The sequence below is a fragment of the uncultured Paraglaciecola sp. genome (assembly GCF_937123705.1).
Classification (GTDB): Bacteria; Pseudomonadota; Gammaproteobacteria; order Enterobacterales; family Alteromonadaceae; genus Paraglaciecola.
In genome coordinates this window covers 17485-37684 of the sequence record NZ_CAKZKO010000032.1, presented here as the reverse complement: position 1 = coordinate 37684, position 20200 = coordinate 17485, and the positions used below count along the sequence as shown (strand labels likewise).

General features: G+C 41.6%; 21 protein-coding genes and 1 pseudogene. 10 read left to right on the top strand and 12 right to left on the bottom strand.

Going from position 1 to position 20200, the window contains the following annotated elements:
• Nucleotides 1–59: 59 nt before the first annotated feature.
• Nucleotides 60–701: an alpha-ketoglutarate-dependent dioxygenase AlkB gene (locus Q0688_RS04710; protein ID WP_299073668.1), complete on the bottom strand. Its 642-nt coding sequence runs from the start codon at nucleotides 699–701 to the stop codon at nucleotides 60–62.
• Nucleotides 702–724: 23 nt separating this feature from the next.
• Here Q0688_RS04710 and Q0688_RS04705 point away from each other — a divergent pair, with 23 nt between their 5' ends.
• Together Q0688_RS04705 and Q0688_RS04700 are read left to right on the top strand one after the other, a co-directional pair.
• A complete protein-coding gene (locus Q0688_RS04705; protein ID WP_299073666.1) occupies nucleotides 725–1882 on the top strand; it encodes a methyltransferase in 1158 nt (385 codons plus the stop codon).
• 17 nt (nucleotides 1883–1899) lie between these two features.
• Entirely contained in the window at nucleotides 1900–2499 is a 600-nt protein-coding gene (locus tag Q0688_RS04700; RefSeq protein ID WP_299073664.1) for a peptidylprolyl isomerase, read from the top strand.
• Nucleotide 2500: 1 nt separating this feature from the next.
• Here the strand turns inward: Q0688_RS04700 and Q0688_RS04695 are convergent, their stop codons facing one another.
• The 4 genes from Q0688_RS04695 to efp form a co-directional block, all read right to left on the bottom strand.
• Nucleotides 2501–3040 carry a GNAT family N-acetyltransferase gene (locus Q0688_RS04695; protein WP_299073662.1) on the bottom strand — a complete coding sequence of 180 codons (540 nt, stop codon included), beginning with the start codon at nucleotides 3038–3040 and terminating at the stop codon, nucleotides 2501–2503.
• Nucleotides 3037–3477 (bottom strand): hypothetical protein, encoded by a 441-nt coding sequence (locus tag Q0688_RS04690; protein ID WP_299073660.1) that lies wholly within the window; start codon nucleotides 3475–3477, stop codon nucleotides 3037–3039. The genes Q0688_RS04695 and Q0688_RS04690 overlap by 4 nt, the downstream gene beginning before the upstream one ends.
• A 65-nt stretch (nucleotides 3478–3542) precedes the next feature.
• Nucleotides 3543–4517, bottom strand: a complete 975-nt coding sequence (epmA, locus tag Q0688_RS04685; RefSeq protein WP_299073658.1) for an elongation factor P--(R)-beta-lysine ligase — start codon at nucleotides 4515–4517, stop codon at nucleotides 3543–3545.
• A gap of 70 nt (nucleotides 4518–4587) precedes the next feature.
• Nucleotides 4588–5157 (bottom strand): elongation factor P, encoded by a 570-nt coding sequence (efp, locus tag Q0688_RS04680; protein ID WP_299073656.1) that lies wholly within the window; start codon nucleotides 5155–5157, stop codon nucleotides 4588–4590.
• Between the two features lie 34 nt (nucleotides 5158–5191).
• Here efp and epmB point away from each other — a divergent pair, with 34 nt between their 5' ends.
• A complete protein-coding gene (gene epmB, locus Q0688_RS04675; protein ID WP_299073654.1) occupies nucleotides 5192–6217 on the top strand; it encodes an EF-P beta-lysylation protein EpmB in 1026 nt (341 codons plus the stop codon).
• 1 nt (nucleotide 6218) lies between these two features.
• Here epmB and Q0688_RS04670 read toward each other — a convergent pair whose 3' ends face one another.
• On the bottom strand, nucleotides 6219–6398 hold the full coding sequence (locus Q0688_RS04670; protein WP_299073651.1) for a hypothetical protein: 180 nt from the start codon (nucleotides 6396–6398) through the stop codon (nucleotides 6219–6221).
• A gap of 92 nt (nucleotides 6399–6490) precedes the next feature.
• Here Q0688_RS04670 and Q0688_RS04665 point away from each other — a divergent pair, with 92 nt between their 5' ends.
• Entirely contained in the window at nucleotides 6491–6802 is a 312-nt protein-coding gene (locus Q0688_RS04665) for a hypothetical protein (protein WP_299073649.1), read from the top strand.
• 14 nt (nucleotides 6803–6816) lie between these two features.
• Here the strand turns inward: Q0688_RS04665 and Q0688_RS04660 are convergent, their stop codons facing one another.
• The 6 genes from Q0688_RS04660 to nudF all read right to left on the bottom strand — a co-directional run bounded on the left by Q0688_RS04660 (nucleotide 6817) and on the right by nudF (nucleotide 12545).
• Nucleotides 6817–8103 (bottom strand): hypothetical protein, encoded by a 1287-nt coding sequence (locus Q0688_RS04660; RefSeq protein WP_299073647.1) that lies wholly within the window; start codon nucleotides 8101–8103, stop codon nucleotides 6817–6819.
• A 55-nt stretch (nucleotides 8104–8158) separates the two neighbouring features.
• Nucleotides 8159–10048 (bottom strand): DNA topoisomerase IV subunit B, encoded by a 1890-nt coding sequence (parE, locus tag Q0688_RS04655; protein WP_299073645.1) that lies wholly within the window; start codon nucleotides 10046–10048, stop codon nucleotides 8159–8161.
• A gap of 78 nt (nucleotides 10049–10126) precedes the next feature.
• Nucleotides 10127–10705 carry a YqiA/YcfP family alpha/beta fold hydrolase gene (locus Q0688_RS04650; protein ID WP_299073643.1) on the bottom strand — a complete coding sequence of 193 codons (579 nt, stop codon included), beginning with the start codon at nucleotides 10703–10705 and terminating at the stop codon, nucleotides 10127–10129.
• Nucleotides 10693–11460, bottom strand: coding sequence for a metallophosphoesterase (locus Q0688_RS04645; protein ID WP_299073641.1), 768 nt, complete (start codon nucleotides 11458–11460; stop codon nucleotides 10693–10695). The genes Q0688_RS04650 and Q0688_RS04645 overlap by 13 nt, the downstream gene beginning before the upstream one ends.
• Before the next feature lie 13 nt (nucleotides 11461–11473).
• Complete coding sequence (locus tag Q0688_RS04640) at nucleotides 11474–11917, bottom strand: DUF1249 domain-containing protein (protein WP_299073639.1); 444 nt, start codon at nucleotides 11915–11917, stop codon at nucleotides 11474–11476.
• Nucleotides 11910–12545 carry an ADP-ribose diphosphatase gene (gene nudF / locus Q0688_RS04635; RefSeq protein ID WP_299073637.1) on the bottom strand — a complete coding sequence of 212 codons (636 nt, stop codon included), beginning with the start codon at nucleotides 12543–12545 and terminating at the stop codon, nucleotides 11910–11912. The genes Q0688_RS04640 and nudF overlap by 8 nt, the downstream gene beginning before the upstream one ends.
• A 278-nt stretch (nucleotides 12546–12823) precedes the next feature.
• Between nudF and tolC the strand changes: the two genes are divergently transcribed.
• The 6 genes and pseudogenes from tolC (at nucleotide 12824) to Q0688_RS04605 (ending at nucleotide 20152) form a co-directional block, all read left to right on the top strand.
• Nucleotides 12824–14191, top strand: a complete 1368-nt coding sequence (tolC, locus tag Q0688_RS04630; RefSeq protein WP_299073635.1) for an outer membrane channel protein TolC — start codon at nucleotides 12824–12826, stop codon at nucleotides 14189–14191.
• An 89-nt stretch (nucleotides 14192–14280) separates the two neighbouring features.
• Nucleotides 14281–15093 (top strand): ion transporter, encoded by an 813-nt coding sequence (locus tag Q0688_RS04625; protein ID WP_299073728.1) that lies wholly within the window; start codon nucleotides 14281–14283, stop codon nucleotides 15091–15093.
• Between the two features lie 32 nt (nucleotides 15094–15125).
• Nucleotides 15126–16208, top strand: coding sequence for a ferrochelatase (gene hemH / locus Q0688_RS04620; RefSeq protein ID WP_299073633.1), 1083 nt, complete (start codon nucleotides 15126–15128; stop codon nucleotides 16206–16208).
• A 196-nt stretch (nucleotides 16209–16404) separates the two neighbouring features.
• Nucleotides 16405–17679 carry a DUF819 family protein gene (locus tag Q0688_RS04615; protein WP_299073631.1) on the top strand — a complete coding sequence of 425 codons (1275 nt, stop codon included), beginning with the start codon at nucleotides 16405–16407 and terminating at the stop codon, nucleotides 17677–17679.
• A gap of 5 nt (nucleotides 17680–17684) precedes the next feature.
• Nucleotides 17685–18118 (top strand): annotated as a pseudogene (locus Q0688_RS04610) (DUF4112 domain-containing protein).
• An 84-nt stretch (nucleotides 18119–18202) separates the two neighbouring features.
• Nucleotides 18203–20152 carry an extracellular solute-binding protein gene (locus tag Q0688_RS04605; RefSeq protein WP_299073629.1) on the top strand — a complete coding sequence of 650 codons (1950 nt, stop codon included), beginning with the start codon at nucleotides 18203–18205 and terminating at the stop codon, nucleotides 20150–20152.
• The last annotated feature ends 48 nt before the right edge of the window (nucleotides 20153–20200 follow it).

Here is a 20200-nt window from a genome sequence, read left to right as displayed (position 1 = left end):
GCTTTAAAACTAAAACAAAATATTATGCATTCAATGAATTTGTTACTTAAGGCGATAACTTATTGATAGTTGGTAATATTTTTATGTTGATGTACAAATCGAAAAGTAAGGTTTATGCGTGGGGCAATTATTTTTTTGACCTTTGCAATACCATGCTGCCAGTGTGTTTGAGTATCGCCACTCATAAGTAATAGGCTGCCATTATCTAAAGGTAATCTTACTTTTTGTTTGCTTGTATTGTGATAAAAATCTAAATTTCTTGATTCGCCAAAACTTAAGGAGGCAATAGTGGGTTGCTGGCCCAGTTCTGGTTCATTATCGGCATGGCGGCCCATGCTGTCATTACCATTGCGATATAAGTTGGCCAAAACTGAATTAAAACTTTGTTTACTAAGGGCTTCACACTTTTGTTTAAGTGCGAGTAAATCGCTGTGCCAAGGTAAAGGGTGCAATGCTAAATTTGAGTATTGGTACTTTGCATCTTTATCACCATACCAAGCTTGCAATCTTGGTACCTTATGGGATTTACCATATATACAAATTTGCTCCTGCCGCCATGCTAGTTGCTGTTTTAAACGCAGCATCAATAGTGTGGCCGGTTTGGGGGCAATAAAATTGGGGTAATATTTTAGGGTGGCATCTGGCATATCCAGAACTAATGGCGTGTTATCATAATGTGATTCAAATAAAGACTGTTGCATAACACTTATTAATCCGGACAAAAATGAACACCAGTTTAACCCTCTTAGACAGAAATTTGCAGTTAGTTAGATACCCGCAAAACTTACAACACCCGAGTTGGCAAGCATGGGATGCGGCCGATGAGTACCTGATTGAATATGTTGAACAAAATATTCAAGATCTACAGGTGCACTCACTGAGTATTTACAATGACGATTTTGGCGCTTTGGCTTGCTGGTTTTCTGAATCAAAACCTTTGTGGGTAAGCGATTCTTACGTAGCTAAACAATCTTGTTTGCTTAATCTGCAACAAAATAACATTGAGATAGAGTCAGTCACATTTTTTGATTCCGTCACTAAAATCGACTCACCAACTGAACTGGTGTTAATTAAAATCCCCAAAACCACTGCTTTGTTAGAGCAACAGTTAATTGACTTACAAGCAAGAGTGACAGCCAGTACCCAAGTGATTGCAGCGGGCAAAGCTAACTTAATCCAAAAATCGACTTTGGCCTTGTTCGAAAAATACCTAGGGGCTACCACTACCTCACTAGCTAAGAAAAAAGCACGACTGATTTTTTGTAAGCCGAGTGGCGACAAATCCCATAAAAGTCCGTATCCAACCATTTGGTCTACCAATAAACCCAAATTTGAAATTAGTAATTTGGCGAATGTATTTGCTCGTCAACAGTTGGATATTGGTGCAAGGTTTATGCTTGAGCAGTTGCCTAAGTTACCCAATTTAAACAACAAAAGCGTTATAGATCTGGGCTGTGGCAATGGAGTGTTAGGGCTGCATGTGCTAAAAAAATACCCAGAGGCTAATGTGCTCTTTATTGACGAGTCTTATATGGCCATTGCTTCGGCAAAACAAAACCTATTGAGCAATTTACCCGAGCAAGAGCAGCATGCTGAGTTTATAGTGAATAATTGTTTAGATGACTTTACTGAAAAATCTAAATTTTCAGAGGTGGATATAATCCTATGTAATCCCCCTTTTCACCAACAAAATACCATTACCGATCATATCGCGTGGCAGATGTTCAACGATGCCCAATCGGTACTTAAAAAAGGTGGACAATTGTTTGTGGTGGGTAATCGCCACTTAGATTATCCAAAGAAATTGAAAAGACTTTTTGGCAGCACCACAACAGTTGCAACCAATCAAAAATTCAGTATTTTGTCTGTGACAAAATCGTAACACTTAGGAATATCACCATGTTAAAAACACTATTGGTTGTTTATATCACTCTCGCCTCAAGTTTGGTCTTTGCCAAAGCCAAAGATGATGGCTCGCAAATTCAGCCCGACAATTATTACCCTAGGGTGAAAATGGTCACTAGCATGGGCGATATCATTGTTGAACTTGACCGTTCCCGCGCGCCTATTACGGTGAATAATTTTTTACGCTATGTGGATAAACGTAGCTACGAGGACACTATTTTTCATCGCATCGTGCCTGACTTTGTGGTGCAGGGTGGCGGTTTTGATAAGAATTTTGTTGAAAAACCAGCCTTTGGAAAAATTTTCAATGAATCTGGTAATGGTTTAAAAAATCAGATGTACAACATCACCATGGCAAGGCAAGACGATCCGCACTCAGCCACGCGCCAGTTTTTCTTTAATATGAGCAATAACGATAGCCTAGATCCCGGTAGAAACTGGGGCTACACAGTATTTGGTTCGGTTGTTGAAGGTTATGAAGTGTTGGATAAAATGGTCGAAGTGAAAACCGATTTTGACCCTACTTATGGTTGGCAAGATGTGCCGGTTGAGCAAGTGGTGTTATTAAAAGTGATCGTTTTGCCACCCGCTTAATCTAAAAATTAAGTGGCAACTCAAATAATTTGGTTTTGTCACCGTTATTTTTTAAGTCGACAATTTCTTTAAAAACGAAGCCAAAATGACCTAAAAGGTTAATCGACTTTTCATTATCAAGTGAGGTAAGCGCTAATACCTTTGGAGTGACTTTTCGTTTTGCTGCGTCATTTAACACCAACTGCGCTGCAGCCGAAATAACACCTTGTTTGCGGTAGGCGGGAAGAAGCGCAAATCCTAGGTCGGGTATCGGCAATTCAGGGCGTTTTAACAGCCCGCATAATCCCATGGCGTTGCCGTCAACCAAAGATTCAACAACTAACAAGCCGATAGCATCTTGCTGATACATTTTTTGCGGACCTTGCTGAATGTACTTTTGGGCGTCTTCGATGTTTTTGATGCCGCGATCGCCGATGTATCTTAGGCAATCCGGATCATTCATCAACTGCAAAATAAACTCGGCATCTTTAAGGGTTAGTTTTCGTAACTTTATGTTGGAAGTGGTTAAGTGAGATGTGTCTAAGGTCGTTGAATTATTCATAAACAAAACTGCTGAAGTAGCACCAAACCAATTAATACCACATGGGGGTAGGCAACGGTCGGTTTTAAAGATTGTTTAACATAGTCGCTAATCAACCCCAGTGCGCTTGGCCTTGCATCACGCCATGCAAGGTTAAATTGCATCGCAACTGTCGTTGCTTGAGCGACATCTGAATCGAAGCTGTCTTGAATTTGCTGCTCGACTACTTCAAGACGTTGCCCAATTCTGCTTTGAAAGGTTTTCCAAATGCCATCTTGTAACCACACAATGGCAGCAATCACCGCAGTCCACATACCTGCGTTGTGGGCAAATGCGAAATAACAGCAGATCAAAATATTAAACAATTTGATGGCTAAAGAGCATTTTTCATAACTGTCGTATTGATTTTGTAGGGTGCACCATTCTTGTTGCAGCATGTTAGGTTGTATATTTGACATAAACTTTTCACTACCTTTTATTGTGCCTGAAACCTGCAATTATTTAAGCTGGATGAACGGTTGCGTTACGCGCGACTATTTTCAAAGGCAATCACTTGCTCGATGTGTGTGCAGTTTAATGCCAACATTAACAGCCTATCAATACCTAAAGCCACCCCAGCGCATCGCGGTAAGCCATAGTTAATGGCGCCTAAAAAATTGTGGTCTATAGGCATGGTATGAAGTCCAGCATTTTGACGTTTGCTATTATCCTGCTGAAAACGTCTTTGTTGCTCAGCGCCATCGGTTAACTCATGAAACCCATTCGCTAACTCTATGCCTTTAAAATACAATTCAAAACGTTCGGCTACTAGCGGGTTAGCGTCACTTATTTTTGCCAATGCCGCTTGGCTGGCCGGAAAGTCCATAACAAAACAGGGGCGCTGTTGACCGATTTTTGGTTCAATCTCTTGACTAAATAACAGCATAAGTAAGGTGTCTTTGCTGTTTTCAGTGGCGGCCAGTTCCTGATAGCCGCAGCGCCCAGCCAAAGTTCTAAGTTCGCTCAAACTTGCCACTAAGGGGTCGCAATCAAGATATTGTTTGAATACGTTTTGATAGGTCACTGAGTCTGCCTTTTCACATCCCACAACTAGCTGCATTAATTCGTTAATTTCGCTCATTAGCTGGTGGTGATTGAAACCCGGCCTATACCACTCGAGCATAGTGAACTCAGGGTTGTGAAAACGGCCTGCCTCTTCGTTTCTAAAAGACTTACATATTTGATAAATCGCACCACTACCTGCGCTTAACAGTCTCTTCATGGCAAATTCTGGTGAGGTTTGCATATACAAGGTGCTTGTTTGCGTAGCAAAGGGGTGGGTAAATTCAGTGGCAAAAGAATGTAAGTGCTCATCAGTCACTGTGGCATGACTCAGTGCCGGCGTGTCTACTTCTAACACTTCACGCTCGGTAAAAAACTGCCGGATTTTTTGCAGTATTATGGCGCGCTGTTTTAATACCTCGATTGAGGCACTGGGTCGCCAGTTTTCTGTTTGCATGGGATTTCGCTATTTTATCCATTAAAAAAGCCCACTAATACGTGGGCTTTCTAGGTTTCAAATATGTTTATTATTTTTGTGCTCGTGACACATATTCACCGCTACGGGTATCAACTCTAATCACTTCACCTACTTGTACAAATAAAGGCACACGTACCACAGCACCCGAAGATAAAGTAGCGGGTTTGCCGCCTGTACCTGCGGTGTCACCTTTTAGGCCTGGATCGGTTTCGGTGATCGCTAACTCAACAAAATTAGCAGGTTGTACAACAATGGGCGCACCGTTCCATAGTGTGATAGTGCACGTGTCGTTTTCTACCAACCATTTTACGTTTTCACCTACGGCTTTTTCATCGGCGGCTATTTGTTCAAAGGTGTCGTTATTCATAAAATGCCAGAATTCACCGTCGGCGTATAAATAAGCTAACTCGGTGTCGATTACATCGGCCCCTTCAACTGATTCACCTGATTTAAAGGTTTTTTCGATAACTTTGCCTGAAATAAGTTTGCGAATTTTTACGCGGCTAAAGGCTTGGCCTTTACCCGGTTTTACAAATTCATTCTCAAGAATGTTGCAAGGTTCGCCGTCGAGCATTATCTTTAGGCCCGCTTTAAACTCATTTGTGCTGAAATTTGCCATGTGTCCCCGTAATATAACTATGCTGAGTCTGTAATTGTCGCAAATAATACCTAAAAAACTGCTGTCTGTAGAGAGTAACTGGCAAAAAGAACTGGCAATGTGCTTTTCTGATCCTGTTTCTTTGCTTAAATATTTACAATTGCCCGCTGAAAACTTCGTAGAAGACATCAAAGCACGGCAACTTTTCCCGATGCGTGTGCCTCGACCTTTTGCTGCAAAGATGCGTAAAGGCGATCCGCTAGACCCTCTATTTATGCAAGTGTTTACCAGTCATAACGAATTTCAATCCGCCCAAGGTTTCTCAAACGATCCGCTGCAAGAACAAGATAACCAGCAACCGGGTATCTTGCACAAGTACCAAAATCGTCTGTTGCTATTAGTGAGGGGCGGCTGTGCAGTTAATTGCCGTTATTGTTTTAGACGGCATTTTCCTTACAGCGACAACCATTTAAACAAACAGCAGTGGCAGCAGGCATTGCAGTATATTGCGGATAATCCGCAAATCGACGAAGTGATCTATTCTGGCGGCGATCCACTGATGGCGAAAGATGATTTTTTAGCCTGGTTGACTGCGCAGATTGAAGCCATACCGCATATCAAACGATTACGTATTCACACCCGTTTACCTGTGGTGATCCCGTCTAGAGTTACGGCTGAGCTGATCACATGGTTTACGCAATCTCGGCTAAAACCTGTAATGGTGCTGCACGTAAATCATGCCAATGAGGTTGATGATGCGTTGGCAAGGTCGATGCAAAAATTAAGACAGGCGGGAGTCACATTACTGAATCAGGCGGTGTTGTTAAAAGGCATTAACGATACAGTGACCGCTCAAATCGCCTTAAACGAAGCATTGTTTGCAATAGGCGTGATGCCTTATTACTTACATGTGTTGGATAAAGTACAAGGCGCTGGGCATTTTGACTTGCCAGACAAGCAGGCAACAGAACTGATGAGAGAGCTGATAAAACGTCAGCCGGGCTATCTGGTGCCTAAACTCGTGCGAGAAATAGGCGGGCAGCCCGGCAAAACGCCACTTGATTTACAGCTTCATCCGTAACTTAAGCAAAAGTGTCGACATTAGACCCAATGGCTGAGTTGGCAGATGAAACTTTAGGGGCTTCAGCTGCTTCTAGTAGTTCTAGTGTCGCTTGACCCTCTACTTTTTGCTGTGATTTAGCAAGTTGTAGAGACTTAATTTCAAGCTGCGAACCAACTGAACTTGCTCCTGATATATCCATACAGTGCTCCTTAATACTTGTAGCAGAGTACAAAAACGGGCAAAATCGCCCGCATCAAATCTATATCGGCCACCTTAAGTAAAACTTTAGCTATGAACTCAATTATTCAATCTCTCAGCGAAAATATTCAAGTTATCTATCGAAAATCAATCGATGCAGATCAAATTATTAGCCACTTACAACATGATGGCAAAGGTAAATTTAGTGCAATTTTCGCTGAAGAAGCGGGATTTACCACTAGTAGTCGATTATTCAAGCCTTATGTCGAAGAGCTTGCCAAGGAAGTACTGGCTTTAGAAACAAACACTCAAGAGGCCATTAAACTACAATTGCCAGCAATGGTTAAGAAAATTGAATTGATGTTAACCACCTTAGAGCAATTTCAGAAAACTGCTAGAAAATAGACAAGCAGCCGCTTTTAGGGTGATTGATGTATAGGTAGTTCAGCAATTCTTTGATTGATTTTGCCCACCATTCTTAAGTATTCAGGGCTGTCTACTTCAAAAAACTGTTGGCTAAATTCGTTTTTACTCAAGCCTTCTGGCAAGTCCTCAGTAACTGGAAAAAACAGTTGTTCGTTAGAACTATCAGCTAATATGTTCTGCACCGAACGAGCACTGGCAGGGTTTGTAGCTGAAACAGCAAATGCCACGCCAGCAAAGTCGGCGGCTAAATCAACGAAACTAAAACCGCTACCATCGTCACTTCTATCCATCAACTCTTTAAACTCACCTATGGCTAAACTTAAACCTTGCTCGGATAGTATTTTTATAGCAGCAGAAAAAATAAAATGTTGATTAAGATCGGTTCGATTTTTTAACCTAGGCTTGAAATTGGGCCGTACTGCTCTGCTTTTTAGTGGTTGAACATCTCCCACTAAATTGGCAAATCTATGATGCCCTGCAAATATGGCCAAGGCCATAATAGCCGCTTCGTTCTCTTTGGCAGCTGTTTCATCATCCGAACGGTCTTTTGCCCAACTAAAAACAGGTCCAATATACTCAGCCAAAGATTGCGGACTCGATCTTTTACCTACGCCCAACAAAGAGAGTTGCTTCAAGTAATATGCCGTTCTGATACGTGTTTTTTCGTCACTCCCTCCGCCTACACCTTGTTTGACATCATTTAGTTCTTTAAGAAACTTGTCCAGCGGTTTTATAGACAATTGAATTTGGCCGTCAGTCATAGCAACAGACTCTACTTGCTCAACAAATTGACTAGCGATATCACTTTCGGTATACCAGTTAGCGAGATAAATGAGACTGCCCAAGGCCAAATCTCCGGGAATAATTATTGGACCAATCTTTACATGGTCAACCTTAATACCCGCACCAGGCGATAGCATAATATCTATATTAAGGTAGTGTCCAACAGGGTTGTTGGGCAAATGATAACTCGCCAAAACACGGGTTGACTGCGAATCGATATACACTTGGCCATTAATTTTACCGTGAGCGCGCTGCGCAAAACCCACTAAGCTGTTTAAATGCGCTTGGCTAATGTAGATGTTCTGCCTGTGGGTTCTGTTTCTAATACTCGCCTTGAGCTGTTTCATCAGTGTTTTTACTGATTCAGCTTGATCAACTTGTTCACTACTACTTGTAACAACAACAGGATATGACTCTACTGCAACCACAAAAAGTCCCACAACAGCGAGTACAATCAGCAGTAGTAAAACTCCAATAAATTTAAATAGTCTGGCCAATTTGGTTTCCAATCAGGGGCTATGGTCTAGCTATCTTGTAGTTAAAAATTAATAACTAAACAACCGCCATATTTCCCTTGGATTCTAGCCATTGTTTGCGGTCTGGGGCGCGTTTTTTGGCAAGTAACATATCCATTATTTCTAACATTTGCTCGGCGTCATCTACCATTAATTGTACCAAACGGCGGGTGTTAGGATCCATGGTGGTTTCGCGCAGTTGTAGCGGATTCATTTCACCTAGGCCTTTGAAGCGTTGTACGTTGACCTTGCCGCGTTTTTTCTCGGCGACTATGCGGTCTAATATGCCTTCTTTTTCGCCTTCGTCTAAGGCGTAAAAGACTTCCTTGCCTATATCGATTCTAAATAGTGGCGGCATGGCCACATACACATGGCCGGTGTTGACTAAGGTTCTGAAATGTTTAACAAAAAGGGCGCACAAAAGCGTGGCGATGTGGAGTCCATCTGAGTCGGCATCGGCTAATATGCAGATTTTATCGTACCTAAGACCACTTAAATCATCCGAATCGGGATCGATCCCTAAAGCCACTGAAATATCATGGATTTCTTGGGAGGCTAATACTTGAGAAGAGTCGACTTCCCAGCTGTTTAGGATCTTGCCTCGCAGTGGCATAATCGCTTGATATTCGCGGTCTCTGGCTTGTTTCGCTGAGCCTCCTGCTGAGTCACCTTCTACTAAAAACAGTTCTGAGCGGCTGCTGTCTTGGGTTGAGCAATCGGTGAGTTTGCCGGGTAAGGCTGGGCCTTGTGTGACCTTTTTACGGGCCACTTTTTTACTTTGACGTAACCGCGTTTGGGCATTGTTTATACACATCTCGGCCAAAAGCTCAGCTACGTCTGTGTGTTGATTGAGCCATAAACTAAAAGCATCTTTTACCACGCCTGACACAAATGCCGCTGCTTGACGGGAAGATAGACGTTCTTTTATTTGCCCTGCAAATTGGGGATCTTGCATCTTAGTCGATAACACATAACTACATCTATCCCATATATCTTCGGGGGTAAGTTTAACGCCTCGGGGCATTAAATTACGGAATTCACAAAACTCGCGCATCGACTCTAATAGCCCCTGACGTAAACCGTTGACGTGGGTACCGCCTTGTGCAGTTGGGATAAGATTTACGTAGCTCTCAGTGACCATTTCGCCGCCTTCTGGCAGCCACATTACTGCCCAGTCTGCGGCTTCCGTATTGCCCGATATTGACCCTACAAATGGGGTGTCATCTGGCAAAGTGACATAGTCATTCAGTGATTGGTGTAAATAATCCCGCAAGCCATCTTCGAAATACCATTCAGTGGTTTCATTGTTAATCTTATTGTCAAATCGGATGCGCAAACCCGGGCACAACACGGCTTTGGCCCGTAATACATGCAAAAGTTTAGTGACAGAAAACTTGCCCGAATCAAAATATATTGGGTCTGGCCAAAAGTGCACTTGGGTACCTGTATTGCGTTTGCCGCAGCTATCAATCACTTCCAATTCTTGTACTTTATCGCCGTTTTCAAAGGCAATTTTATGCACTTTAGCATCACGGCGAATAGTGACTTCTACGCGTTTTGATAAGGCATTCACCACAGATATACCTACACCATGCAAACCACCTGAAAACTGGTAGTTTTTATTAGAAAACTTTCCGCCTGCATGCAGTTTAGTCATGATAAGTTCTACCCCAGAAATCCCTTCTTCCGGATGAATATCCACCGGCATGCCACGGCCATCGTCTGTGACTTCCAGTGATTGGTCGCTGTGTAATACCACCTTAATTGAGGTGGCGAAGCCGCCTAGGGCTTCATCTACACTGTTATCAATCACTTCTTGGCTTAAATGGTTAGGGCGGGTGGTATCGGTATACATACCAGGGCGGCGTTGAACCGGCTCTAAGCCGTTCAATACTTCAATAGCATCTGCGTTATATTGATTTGACATAGTGGGTAATCAGAGCTCTTATTATTTGAATGATATTAGGGTATCTGCCATCAAGACCTATGTTATACCAAGCTTCAATTAGTCTTGCAGTAGAAACCTAAAAATATCTGGTAAGAATCGCTGAAAATCTTGAAAACTGTGATCGCCACCTTGTTCGATGGTCAGTTTATAGTTTTGATATTTATTTTCGGCTTGGCGATAGTCCAAGGTTTCATCGGCGGTTTGTAATAATACCCAATAATCAGAATGGGCTTTTAAAGAAGGGGTATCTAGTTGACGCAGTTCGTCTACATGATTGTTTTCTAATAAGAACGCTTCTTGGGTATAGGGATTAACATGTTCACCTAAAAAATCTACTAATAACTCAAAAGGCCGCACTGCTGGGTTGATCAGTACCGCCTTACCTGAATGTTTTTCCACCATAAACGTTGATAAATATCCGCCTAATGAACTGCCAATAAAGCGCAGTTTTTTACCTTTATGCTTAGCAACAAGTTGTTCGATAATTGTGGCGGCATTTTGTGGGTAATTAGGAAGCTGCGGTACTTCTATTGTTAAATCTGGATAGTTAGCCCTTACAAACTCTAAAGTTTGTGCCGCTTTCAGTGATTGGGATGAGCTTAGAAAACCATGTAAATAAATAATCACGTATTGCAAAATGAAGTGTGCCTTGTAAGTCGCTGAGTTGAAGTGTTTATTTGACCATCTTCCAGAAGTTTAATCACCCTAAAACCCGGCATTAAATCCTCTATAGCAAAGTATTCTTGGTTGGCAAACTGCCAGCAGGTTGCGGGGCAAGCCATATATAAACAGTGATTTTGGTGCTGTTCTATGGCCATATGAATATGGCCATATGCCACGCCTTTTATGGCCGGATATTTAGCCACTACAGCATTAAATGCTTGGCGATTTATCCATTCGTGTGTATCCATCCAACCGCCACAGAAAATAGGATGGTGATGTGCTGTTACTAAATGGTAATCATCAGAGTGAGTGTTTACATACTTACTTAGTGATGTAAGGCTTTCTGGTGATATCTGACCTTTTGTGGCTTGGTGTTGGGTGTTGAGTAGATGAACATGCCATTGGTTTGGTAATTGAAGTTGTGGCTTGTTCAGCCATAGATAATCTCTACAAATACATATCTGCATATAGGTTTGGTTGTCGTGGTTGCCGGGGATAATACCTATCTGGCAATTCAGATTAGCTTCGTGAAGTAATCGAGAAAAATGTTGGTAACTTTGTAAGGAACCATCGCCACTGATGTCGCCTGTGACTAACAATACCTCTGGGCGCTCGCTGCTTACCTCAGTTAAAATGCGTTTTAGACTTTGCCAAGGGTTAATATGGTTGTAACCAATTTTATTAATATCCGTAAATAAATGGCAATCTGAAATTTGGATGACTTTCATTTATGGCTGTAACTTAGGCTTCTGAGGGGTGTAACTGTTCGTTTTGAATCAAGCAAAATTGCAGCCATTCACCTAAAAACATATTCACCATTTCTTTTTCGTTTTTCTGGTACATCTTAGTGTTGGGGTATTGGTAGCTGGGTTTTAACGAGCCGATATTTTGCGCGCTGATCACTTCTGCCATTTTTGCATCATGATACAATCTAACTTGTACTACTGGCCGCAGAAATTCATAACCCAATTGAGTTTTCTGAGACATTTCTAAGGTGCTGGTATAACGACTACACTCAAGTATTTTAATAACATAAGATAAACTGGCATTAAACTTAAATTGATACTCTAAATCTAGGGTATCGCAATCAGGCAGCAACCTTAATAATCGTCCATAGTTAAGATCACACACCTGATGCATGTTAGCCAACTTAGGAACATATTTACGGCCTATCTCTCTAGTCATTTGCCCAGTTTTCCAATACCTGTTGTTTATTCATAGAGAACCATTGTAGCGCAATCAGGGTGGCAGCATTGTCGATTTTGCCTTGGTTAATCCAATCAAACGCTCTTTTTGAGGATACTCTGTGAACCAAAATATCTTCACTTTCATGGTCTAAACCGTGCACCCCAGTGGCTTTGCTGGCATCGACTAAGGCCACATAAATATGCAAGCGTTCAGAGGTGCCACCTGGACTGGCTAAGTAGCTCAAGGCCTTGTGTAATTTTTGAATTTCGAGACCCGCCTCTTCTTTAGTCTCGCGGTGACATACTTCTTCTGGCGTTTCGCCTTCGTCAATAATGCCCGCTACTACTTCCAGTAACCAAGGCGTAGAGGATGTGGGTAACGCCCCAATGCGGATTTGTTCAATCATCACAAACTCATCTAGTACAGGGTCGAAAGGTAAAACTGCAACGGCGTGGCCTCGTTCAAAAATTTCTCGTTCTACTCGATCACTCCAACCACCTGCAAACAACTTATGTTTGAATCCATATTTCACCATTTTAAAAAAACCTTGGTATAAGGTTTTTTTATCTAGAACTTGCACATCATTGGCTGAAAATTGTTGTGTTGATTGCAGCTTTTTAGACAAATGGCTCTCCGTTGATTAACTGTAAATAGTGACAAATACCTTGAACGCTTTAAGAGCGTAATCCTAGCATAATGAGGTTTCATATGCAGATACGCTTATTGTCTGCTAATTCATAATATTCTGTTACACTTGAGCCCTTGGTGTTACCACAAAGTATTGTTAGTTAGCACTTGATTTGCTTAGACTTTACCCATACATACTAAAATTGTATTCGGCTAGGCGAGCTACTTAATTTAGTACAGGGCTAAAATCGGATTAGGAACAACATAGGACTACCAATGAAAAAAACATTTTTGTCGCTATTGATCAGCGTGGGGCTTACTGCATCGGTGCAGGCAGACGACCTCTACCAAGTTTATCAAATGGCTGTTGAGAAAGACCCTACTATTAACCGCGCAAAAGCAGATAGAAATGCCGCTTTTGAAGGAATATCTCTTAGTAGAGCCAGCTTATTACCGCAAATTTCTGGTTCGGTAAGTTATAGCGATAGCAGCAGAGAGTCTAATCAGCCTATATCAGGTCCTACAGAAGAAAATCCGGATGCACCATTGATCTACGGTAACTTTAGCCAAGATTCTACCGCGCTGAATATGGATTTAGATTTAAGAATGTCGCTGTATGATCGCAAAAACTGGTTGGCAATGGATAGAGCCGAAAAGGTAGCACAGCAAAGCGATACTAATTATGCCTTGTCTAAACAAGATCTGATTGTTAGAACAACAGCGGCTTATTTGGCAATTCTTAGAGCGAAAGACAGCTTGACTTTTGTACAAGCAGAAAAGCGCGCCATTGAGCGTCAGTTAGAGCAAACTAAGCAGCGTTTTAACGTTGGCCTGACGGCAATTACCGATGTGCACGAAGCACAAGCAAACTTTGATAACACCGTTGCTCAAGAAATTATTACTGAAAATGCGGTAGAGTTACGCTTAGAGCAAATGCGTGAGATCACCGGTAAGTATCATGAAAATATTTCGGTACTGAATACAGAAAACTTTAGTGCTTCTCGTCCTTCTCCAGAGGGCGTTGATAATTGGCTTAAAATTGCTGAAGAAAAAAATCTAGACCTAATGGTACGCAATCTTGCCAAGGAAATCGCAATGGAAGACATTGCATCAGCAAAAGCTGGGCATCTTCCAACTTTATCCCTTTCAGCAAACTATGGACGGGTTGATTTAGAGTCAGAAGGTAATGACTTTCCTGCAACAGATTCGAATTCAATTGGTATTAGTTTAAATGTACCTATTTACTCTGGTGGCTCGGTTAGCGCGCAAACGGCGCAAGCCAGATATCGCTACGTGGCAGCCAGTGAAAATTTAGAATTAACACATCGTTCAACTGTTCGCTCAGTGCGCGCTGCATATAATGATGTGATTGCGGCTACATCAACTATTCGAGCTTTGAAACAAGCCGTTGTTTCTGCCGATAGTGCATTAAAGGCTACTGAAGCAGGTTTTGATGTAGGTACCAGAACCATAGTGGATGTGCTTAATAGCACTAGAAATCAGTTTGATGCGAGACAACGCCTAGCCGGTGCGCGTTATGATTTTATCACTGCAATTTTAAACCTGAAGCGGGCTTCAGGAAATCTTACAGAACAAGATTTGGTTGATATCAACCGTGGGTTAATGCCTGCTAAAGCCAGCTAAGAAAACGGTTTTGGCTCAAAAGGGTAGCGATTGCTGCCCTTTTTTATTACTTTTTAAGGCGCATTTTCTATATGCACACTATCCCTGATATACAAGCTTCAACATTGAAAGCCAAGTTTATTCAAATTCGTTCGAACAAGTTGTTTGAAATATTTGTTATTACAGTCATCGTTTTCTCGGCGCTGTTGGTGGGGGCAAAAACCTATGAAATGTCTACCACTATGCATAACATCACTAAGTTTCTTGATTGGTTTATCAGTGCATTTTTTCTGACAGAAATCACTATTAGGTTTTTGGCTGAACACCGTAAACGGGACTTTTTCAAAAATTTTTGGAATATATTTGATAGCGTCATAGTTGTGATCAGTCTAATTCCCGCGGATGATACTGAATTAGCCTTAATTGCTAGATTGGTTCGGGTATTTAGGGTACTAAGAATGATTTCTATCATTCCAGAGCTCAGAATATTACTGGTTTCCTTAGTAAAAGCATTACCACAACTTGGCTACGTAATGTTGTTAATGTTTATTATTTTTTACATCTACGCGGCTATTGGTAGCACCTTATTTGAAACTATTAATCCGGTATTATGGGGTGATATTACTATCTCTCTTCTGACTCTTTTTAGGATCATGACATTTGAAGATTGGACAGATGTGATGTACGAAACTATGGAAGTGTATCCCATGAGTTGGTTGTTTTACCTTAGCTTTATTTTCTTTACTGCTTTTGCTTTTCTAAATATGGTGATTGGTATAGTGGTTAATGTTATGGAGCAAGAGAATGCCAATGCTCGTGCCGAAGCCTTAGAAGATGAAGGAGAGCCAAGTCTAAAACAAATATCCACTCAAATTTCAAATTTGCAGGCACAATTATTATCATTAAATAATAGTAAGCGCTAACTTAAATAAGTTTATAACATCAAGAGTTATTCATGAAATACCAAAGTAATACGGCTTTTACTCACAAGCAACAAGATAAAGTGGGTGTACTGGTCACCAATCTAGGTACTCCCGATGCGCCTAAAAAAGCAGAATTAAAACGCTATTTAAAAGAGTTTTTATCAGACCCTAGAGTGGTAGAAATACCCAAACTGTTGTGGTGGTTTGTGCTCAACTTAGTGATTTTAAATATCCGTCCTAGACGCTCAGCCAAGTCTTACGCCAAGGTATGGACAGAGCGTGGCTCACCTTTAATGTTTCACACCCAAGACCAAACCGAGGCATTGCGAACTAAGTTACAGCAACAATATGGTAATGACGTGATAGTGGAGTTTGCCATGCGCTACGGGTCGCCTTCTGTGGACTCTGTGGTGGATAACATGTTAACCCAAGGCGTTCGAAAATTATTAGTGTTGCCTTTGTATCCTCAATACAGTGCCTCTACCACGGCCTCTACATTTGATGCCGTTGCTCAAAGTTTAGGGAAGCAACGCTGGATCCCCGAGTTGCGATTTGTAACGCATTACCACGATAACCCTGATTATATTCAAGCGCTGGCAGACAAAATCAGAAATCATTGGCAGCAACACGGCCGTGCCGATAAATTGATTTTTAGTTACCATGGTATCCCCAAGCGCTACTTGTTAAATGGCGATCCTTATCATTGTGAATGTTACAAAACCTCTCGATTGATTGCGCAAGCTTTAGGTTTGAATGAAGAGCAGCACTTTACCTGTTTTCAATCTCGTTTTGGGCGAGAAGAATGGTTAAAACCTTATACCGATGAATCCCTTAAGGAATTTGCAACCCAAGGTGTAAAGTCAGTACAAGTGGTGTGCCCCGGATTTTCTGCCGATTGTTTAGAAACCATTGAAGAAATTGCTGAAGAAAATCGTGATTATTTTCTCGAAGCAGGCGGTGAACGTTATGAATATATTGCAGCACTTAATGCCGATGCAGCACATATTCAAGCACTTACCACACTAGTAGAGTCACACCTGCAGGGGTGGACAATAGCCTCAGAAAATAACAACCAACGCTGTGAGCGGGCAAAAGCTTTGGGTGCGCAACAATAAATAAACTAACGCAAACTTTCTATTGGACTAGCCACACAAGACCGATTGAATAGGGTGTGTTAACATAATGTTTACATTGCGATTTGGAGCATGCCAACAACAATACAAAAATGAATAAACCCACTATAAAATAATAATCAAAAAGCCGTCCGTGCCATTATTGGGTAAATAAGACGGATATAGAACAGGAATGTCAATGTCTACACAAAATCTCGCCGACCAAGCCTTGGTCCACACCCCAATGTTTACTAACGATGCCAGTGTGATGGGCATATTAGCTATTTTATTAGGATTGGTATTTTATACCGCTAATAGTCAGGTCCCATTTTGGCGCAAGTTTTATATGTTTGTGCCTTCGGTGTTGCTTTGCTACTTCTTACCTTCTTTGTTGAATACCTTTGGGTTAATAGATGGCGAAAATTCGCAGCTTTATTTTGTTGCTTCCCGTTATTTGTTACCCGCCTGTTTGGTGTTGCTGACCCTAAGTGTCGATTTAAAAGCCATTGCAAAGTTGGGCAGTAAGGCGGTCATTTTGTTTTTCACCGGAACCCTAGGTATTGTCATTGGCGGCCCGATTGCACTGCTGGTTGTGGCGACTTTTTCGCCTGAATTATTAGGGGTTGATGGTCCCAATGCCGTATGGCGAGGCATGACAACGGTAGCAGGTAGCTGGATTGGTGGCAGTGCTAACCAAGCGGCTATGAAAGAAATTTACGGCGCGGGCGATCAGATGTTCTCAGCCATGGTGACTGTCGACATTATCGTGGCCAATTTATGGATGGCGGTGCTGTTAATAATGGCTGCAAACGCTAAGGCCATTGATGCCAAAACTGGTGCCGATACTTCGGCAATTGATGAGTTAAAAGCCAAAGTGAAGAGCTTTGAAGCCGAGCATTCGCGCATTCCAAGCCTAACCGACATTATGTTAATTGTGGCCGTAGGCTTAGGTGTAACCGGTTTTGCGCATATGTTTTCCGATACCGTTACCCCGTATTTTGTGGAAAACTTTCCAGGGCTTGCGAAATTCAGTTTCCACAGTAAATTTTTCTGGATGATTATTTTTGCCAGTACTGTTGGGGTAATTTTATCTTTTACTAAAGTTCGTCAGCTAGAAGGCGCGGGTGCATCTAAAATTGGCTCGGCGTTTTTGTATATCCTAATCGCTACCATAGGCATGAAAATGGATGTCACTATGATTGCCGACCAACCATTGTTCTTCGTGATTGGCGCAATTTGGATGATTATTCATGCATCGCTAATGTTAATTGTGGCCAAAGTGATTAAAGCCCCTTTATTTTATATGGCAGTAGGCAGCCAAGCCAACGTAGGCGGCGCCGCATCGGCACCTGTAGTGGCATCGGCTTTTCACCCCTCTTTGGCACCTGTGGCGGTAATGCTTGCAGTATTAGGATATACAGTCGGTACCTATATGGCGTGGTTCTGTGGGCAAATTTTGCAAGTGATTAACTAATTACAATGGCTGCAGAAACACCCATAACAGACTCGGCTCAGGCTCCTAAGGCTCTATTACGGGCCCAAAAGTTAGCCCATCTAACCGATACCAAAATCTCCATTCCTGTTTTGGGCATTCGCCTAGGGTTGGATTTTTTGGTAGGGCTTATTCCGGTCTTAGGCGATATTATTATGCTTATGGTATCGCTGAGTATTGTGGGTATGGCCAAAAGTATACAAGTGCCAACAGCGCTAAGATTGGCCATGATAAAAAACATTGCTTTAGATTTTCTATTAGGCCTGATCCCTTTTATTGGCGATATAGCGGACTTATTTTATAAAGCGAATCAAAAAATGTCCGTATCATGGAAAAATGGTGGGTGAGTCAACACTATCAAGACATTCAAGCCAAGAGCCAGCACGCACTACAAGAGTGGCAAAAATCTCAAGATAGTTAGGCTTGTATGCTTATCCAAAGGTGTTCTTGAGTGTTTCCACTAAGAAAGCTCCTAAAAAACTAAATTTGTTTTAAAAGGGGAGATATGGGTAAGATACTACGAGTTATTAACATACTAAACCATTGCGGGATATTGTCGGTAATGACTAAAAAACGACTGTTGTTGTCTGTTTTAGGCATGTACTTAGTGCTGTCATGCACAAGTTTTGCGCAAACTATGTCAAAACAAAATCACATTTCTGTGGCTGTGTTAACCGTAAACAATCAACAAATCGCGCTCTTTTCAGAACAATTTAAGCAATTTAACCAATCCCAATCAGACGTCGTAGTAGATGTCGATTTTTATAGCGATCAAGGCCTTAAAAGTAAACTAGCTGGATGGCTTGAAAGTGGAAAGTATGACCTTATTCATTGGCAAGCTGGGAAACGCTTGGAAGATGTTGTTAAGCAAGAACTGTTATTGCCTATTGATACCCTGATTGACAAAAATACATTGCGCAAAAATGTCAGTGCGCAACTACTTGAGATGGTTAACATCAATGGATCTTATCAAGCGCTACCTTTTGTTTATTATCCTTGGGGCTTTTATTATAGTAAGGCGATTTTCAAAAAGTACGCTATCTCGCCACCTAAAACGTGGCAAGAATTTATAGAAATATGCCGCACGTTAAAAAAGCAAGGGGTAGCACCACTGGTACAAGCCAATCAAGAAGGGTGGCCATTGTTAACTTGGGTCGATTTTTTAGCATTGGATAACGGAGGAATTGCCACTCGCAAAGGAATTGCTGACAACGCCAAAGTAAGCCACTCAAATATTGAAAAAATTGTGGCGCAATTTTCAACGTTATTGGAATACGGCTATTTTTTTGCACCTGATCATAGCTGGCGTTGGGAGCAAACGTTAACATTGTTGATGAGACAACAAGCCGCTATGACCTTAATTGGACAATTTGCAGAAAGCGCCATTGAACCCAGACGCTCTTCTGAGTTTGGCTTTTTTCCTTTTCCTCGTAAACAAAGTACGAGTCATCACCCCGAAGTGGCCCCTGTTGACCTGTTTGTTGTGCCTTTAGCCTCAAAAAAGCATGCTTATTTACCGGCGCTACTAGATTATTTGGTGCAACCTGCAACAAACAAGGCTTTAGCCACGGGGTTAGGTTTTTTACCTATATACCCTCAATATGACGGGCAGGGCTTGAACGAACGCGCCACTATAGGTTTACATACTCTGCAGAAAAGCTCAGAAATAGTGCAGTTTTTCGATAGAGATGCCGAAAAACAACATGCCACTAAACTTGCCAGTAGTATCGGCCAATCTATTTTGCTTGGAGAGTCATCAGCCTTCAGTAAGGCGTTATTAGGTAAAGAGTTTGTCAAATCCCAAGATCAAACGATAGAGTTTGGTTTACCAAAAAAACTGCTTAATTTTTCGTCTTTTACGGGTTCTAGGGGAACTTTTTTAGCCTCAAATATTCTCAGTAGCGTATACAAACAACTGGGATACAACATCTCGGTAACACGTTACCAGAACCTCTCTGAGTCATTAAACTCTTACGAATATGGTGCGGATGGTGAACTTGTTAGAGCAAAAATTTTGAATAACAGCACTGATGATTTAATTCAGGTACCTGAGCCTATAGTCGAGACATCTTTTTATCTGGTGTGCCGAACAACTGATACCTGCTCAAAAAGGCTAGAGGCTAACGCTAAGGTTGGTACTAGCATGGATATATTGGCATTAAAGGATTGGTGGTTAGAAGAAAAAGCGATACAGCAAAATTTCACATCGACCACTTTGATGTTGCAGGCATTCGATTCCGGACAGTTAGATCATATGATTTTGTCGGCCATAGATGTGTCTGCCTATGAGCACCAATTGAGCAAAAACAACTACCGTACTATTTTGACCATCCCCTTTTATCATTTTATTCATAAAAAACACCAAAGTATGCTGGAAGATGTTAATCAAGGGTTGATTGAATTCAAACAAACACCGGCCTATTTAGAAATGCAAAAACGCTACTGGCTGCAATAAATGATATTCACTTAGGGTATTCGCTTTTGACCATTGTTAAGATTAAAG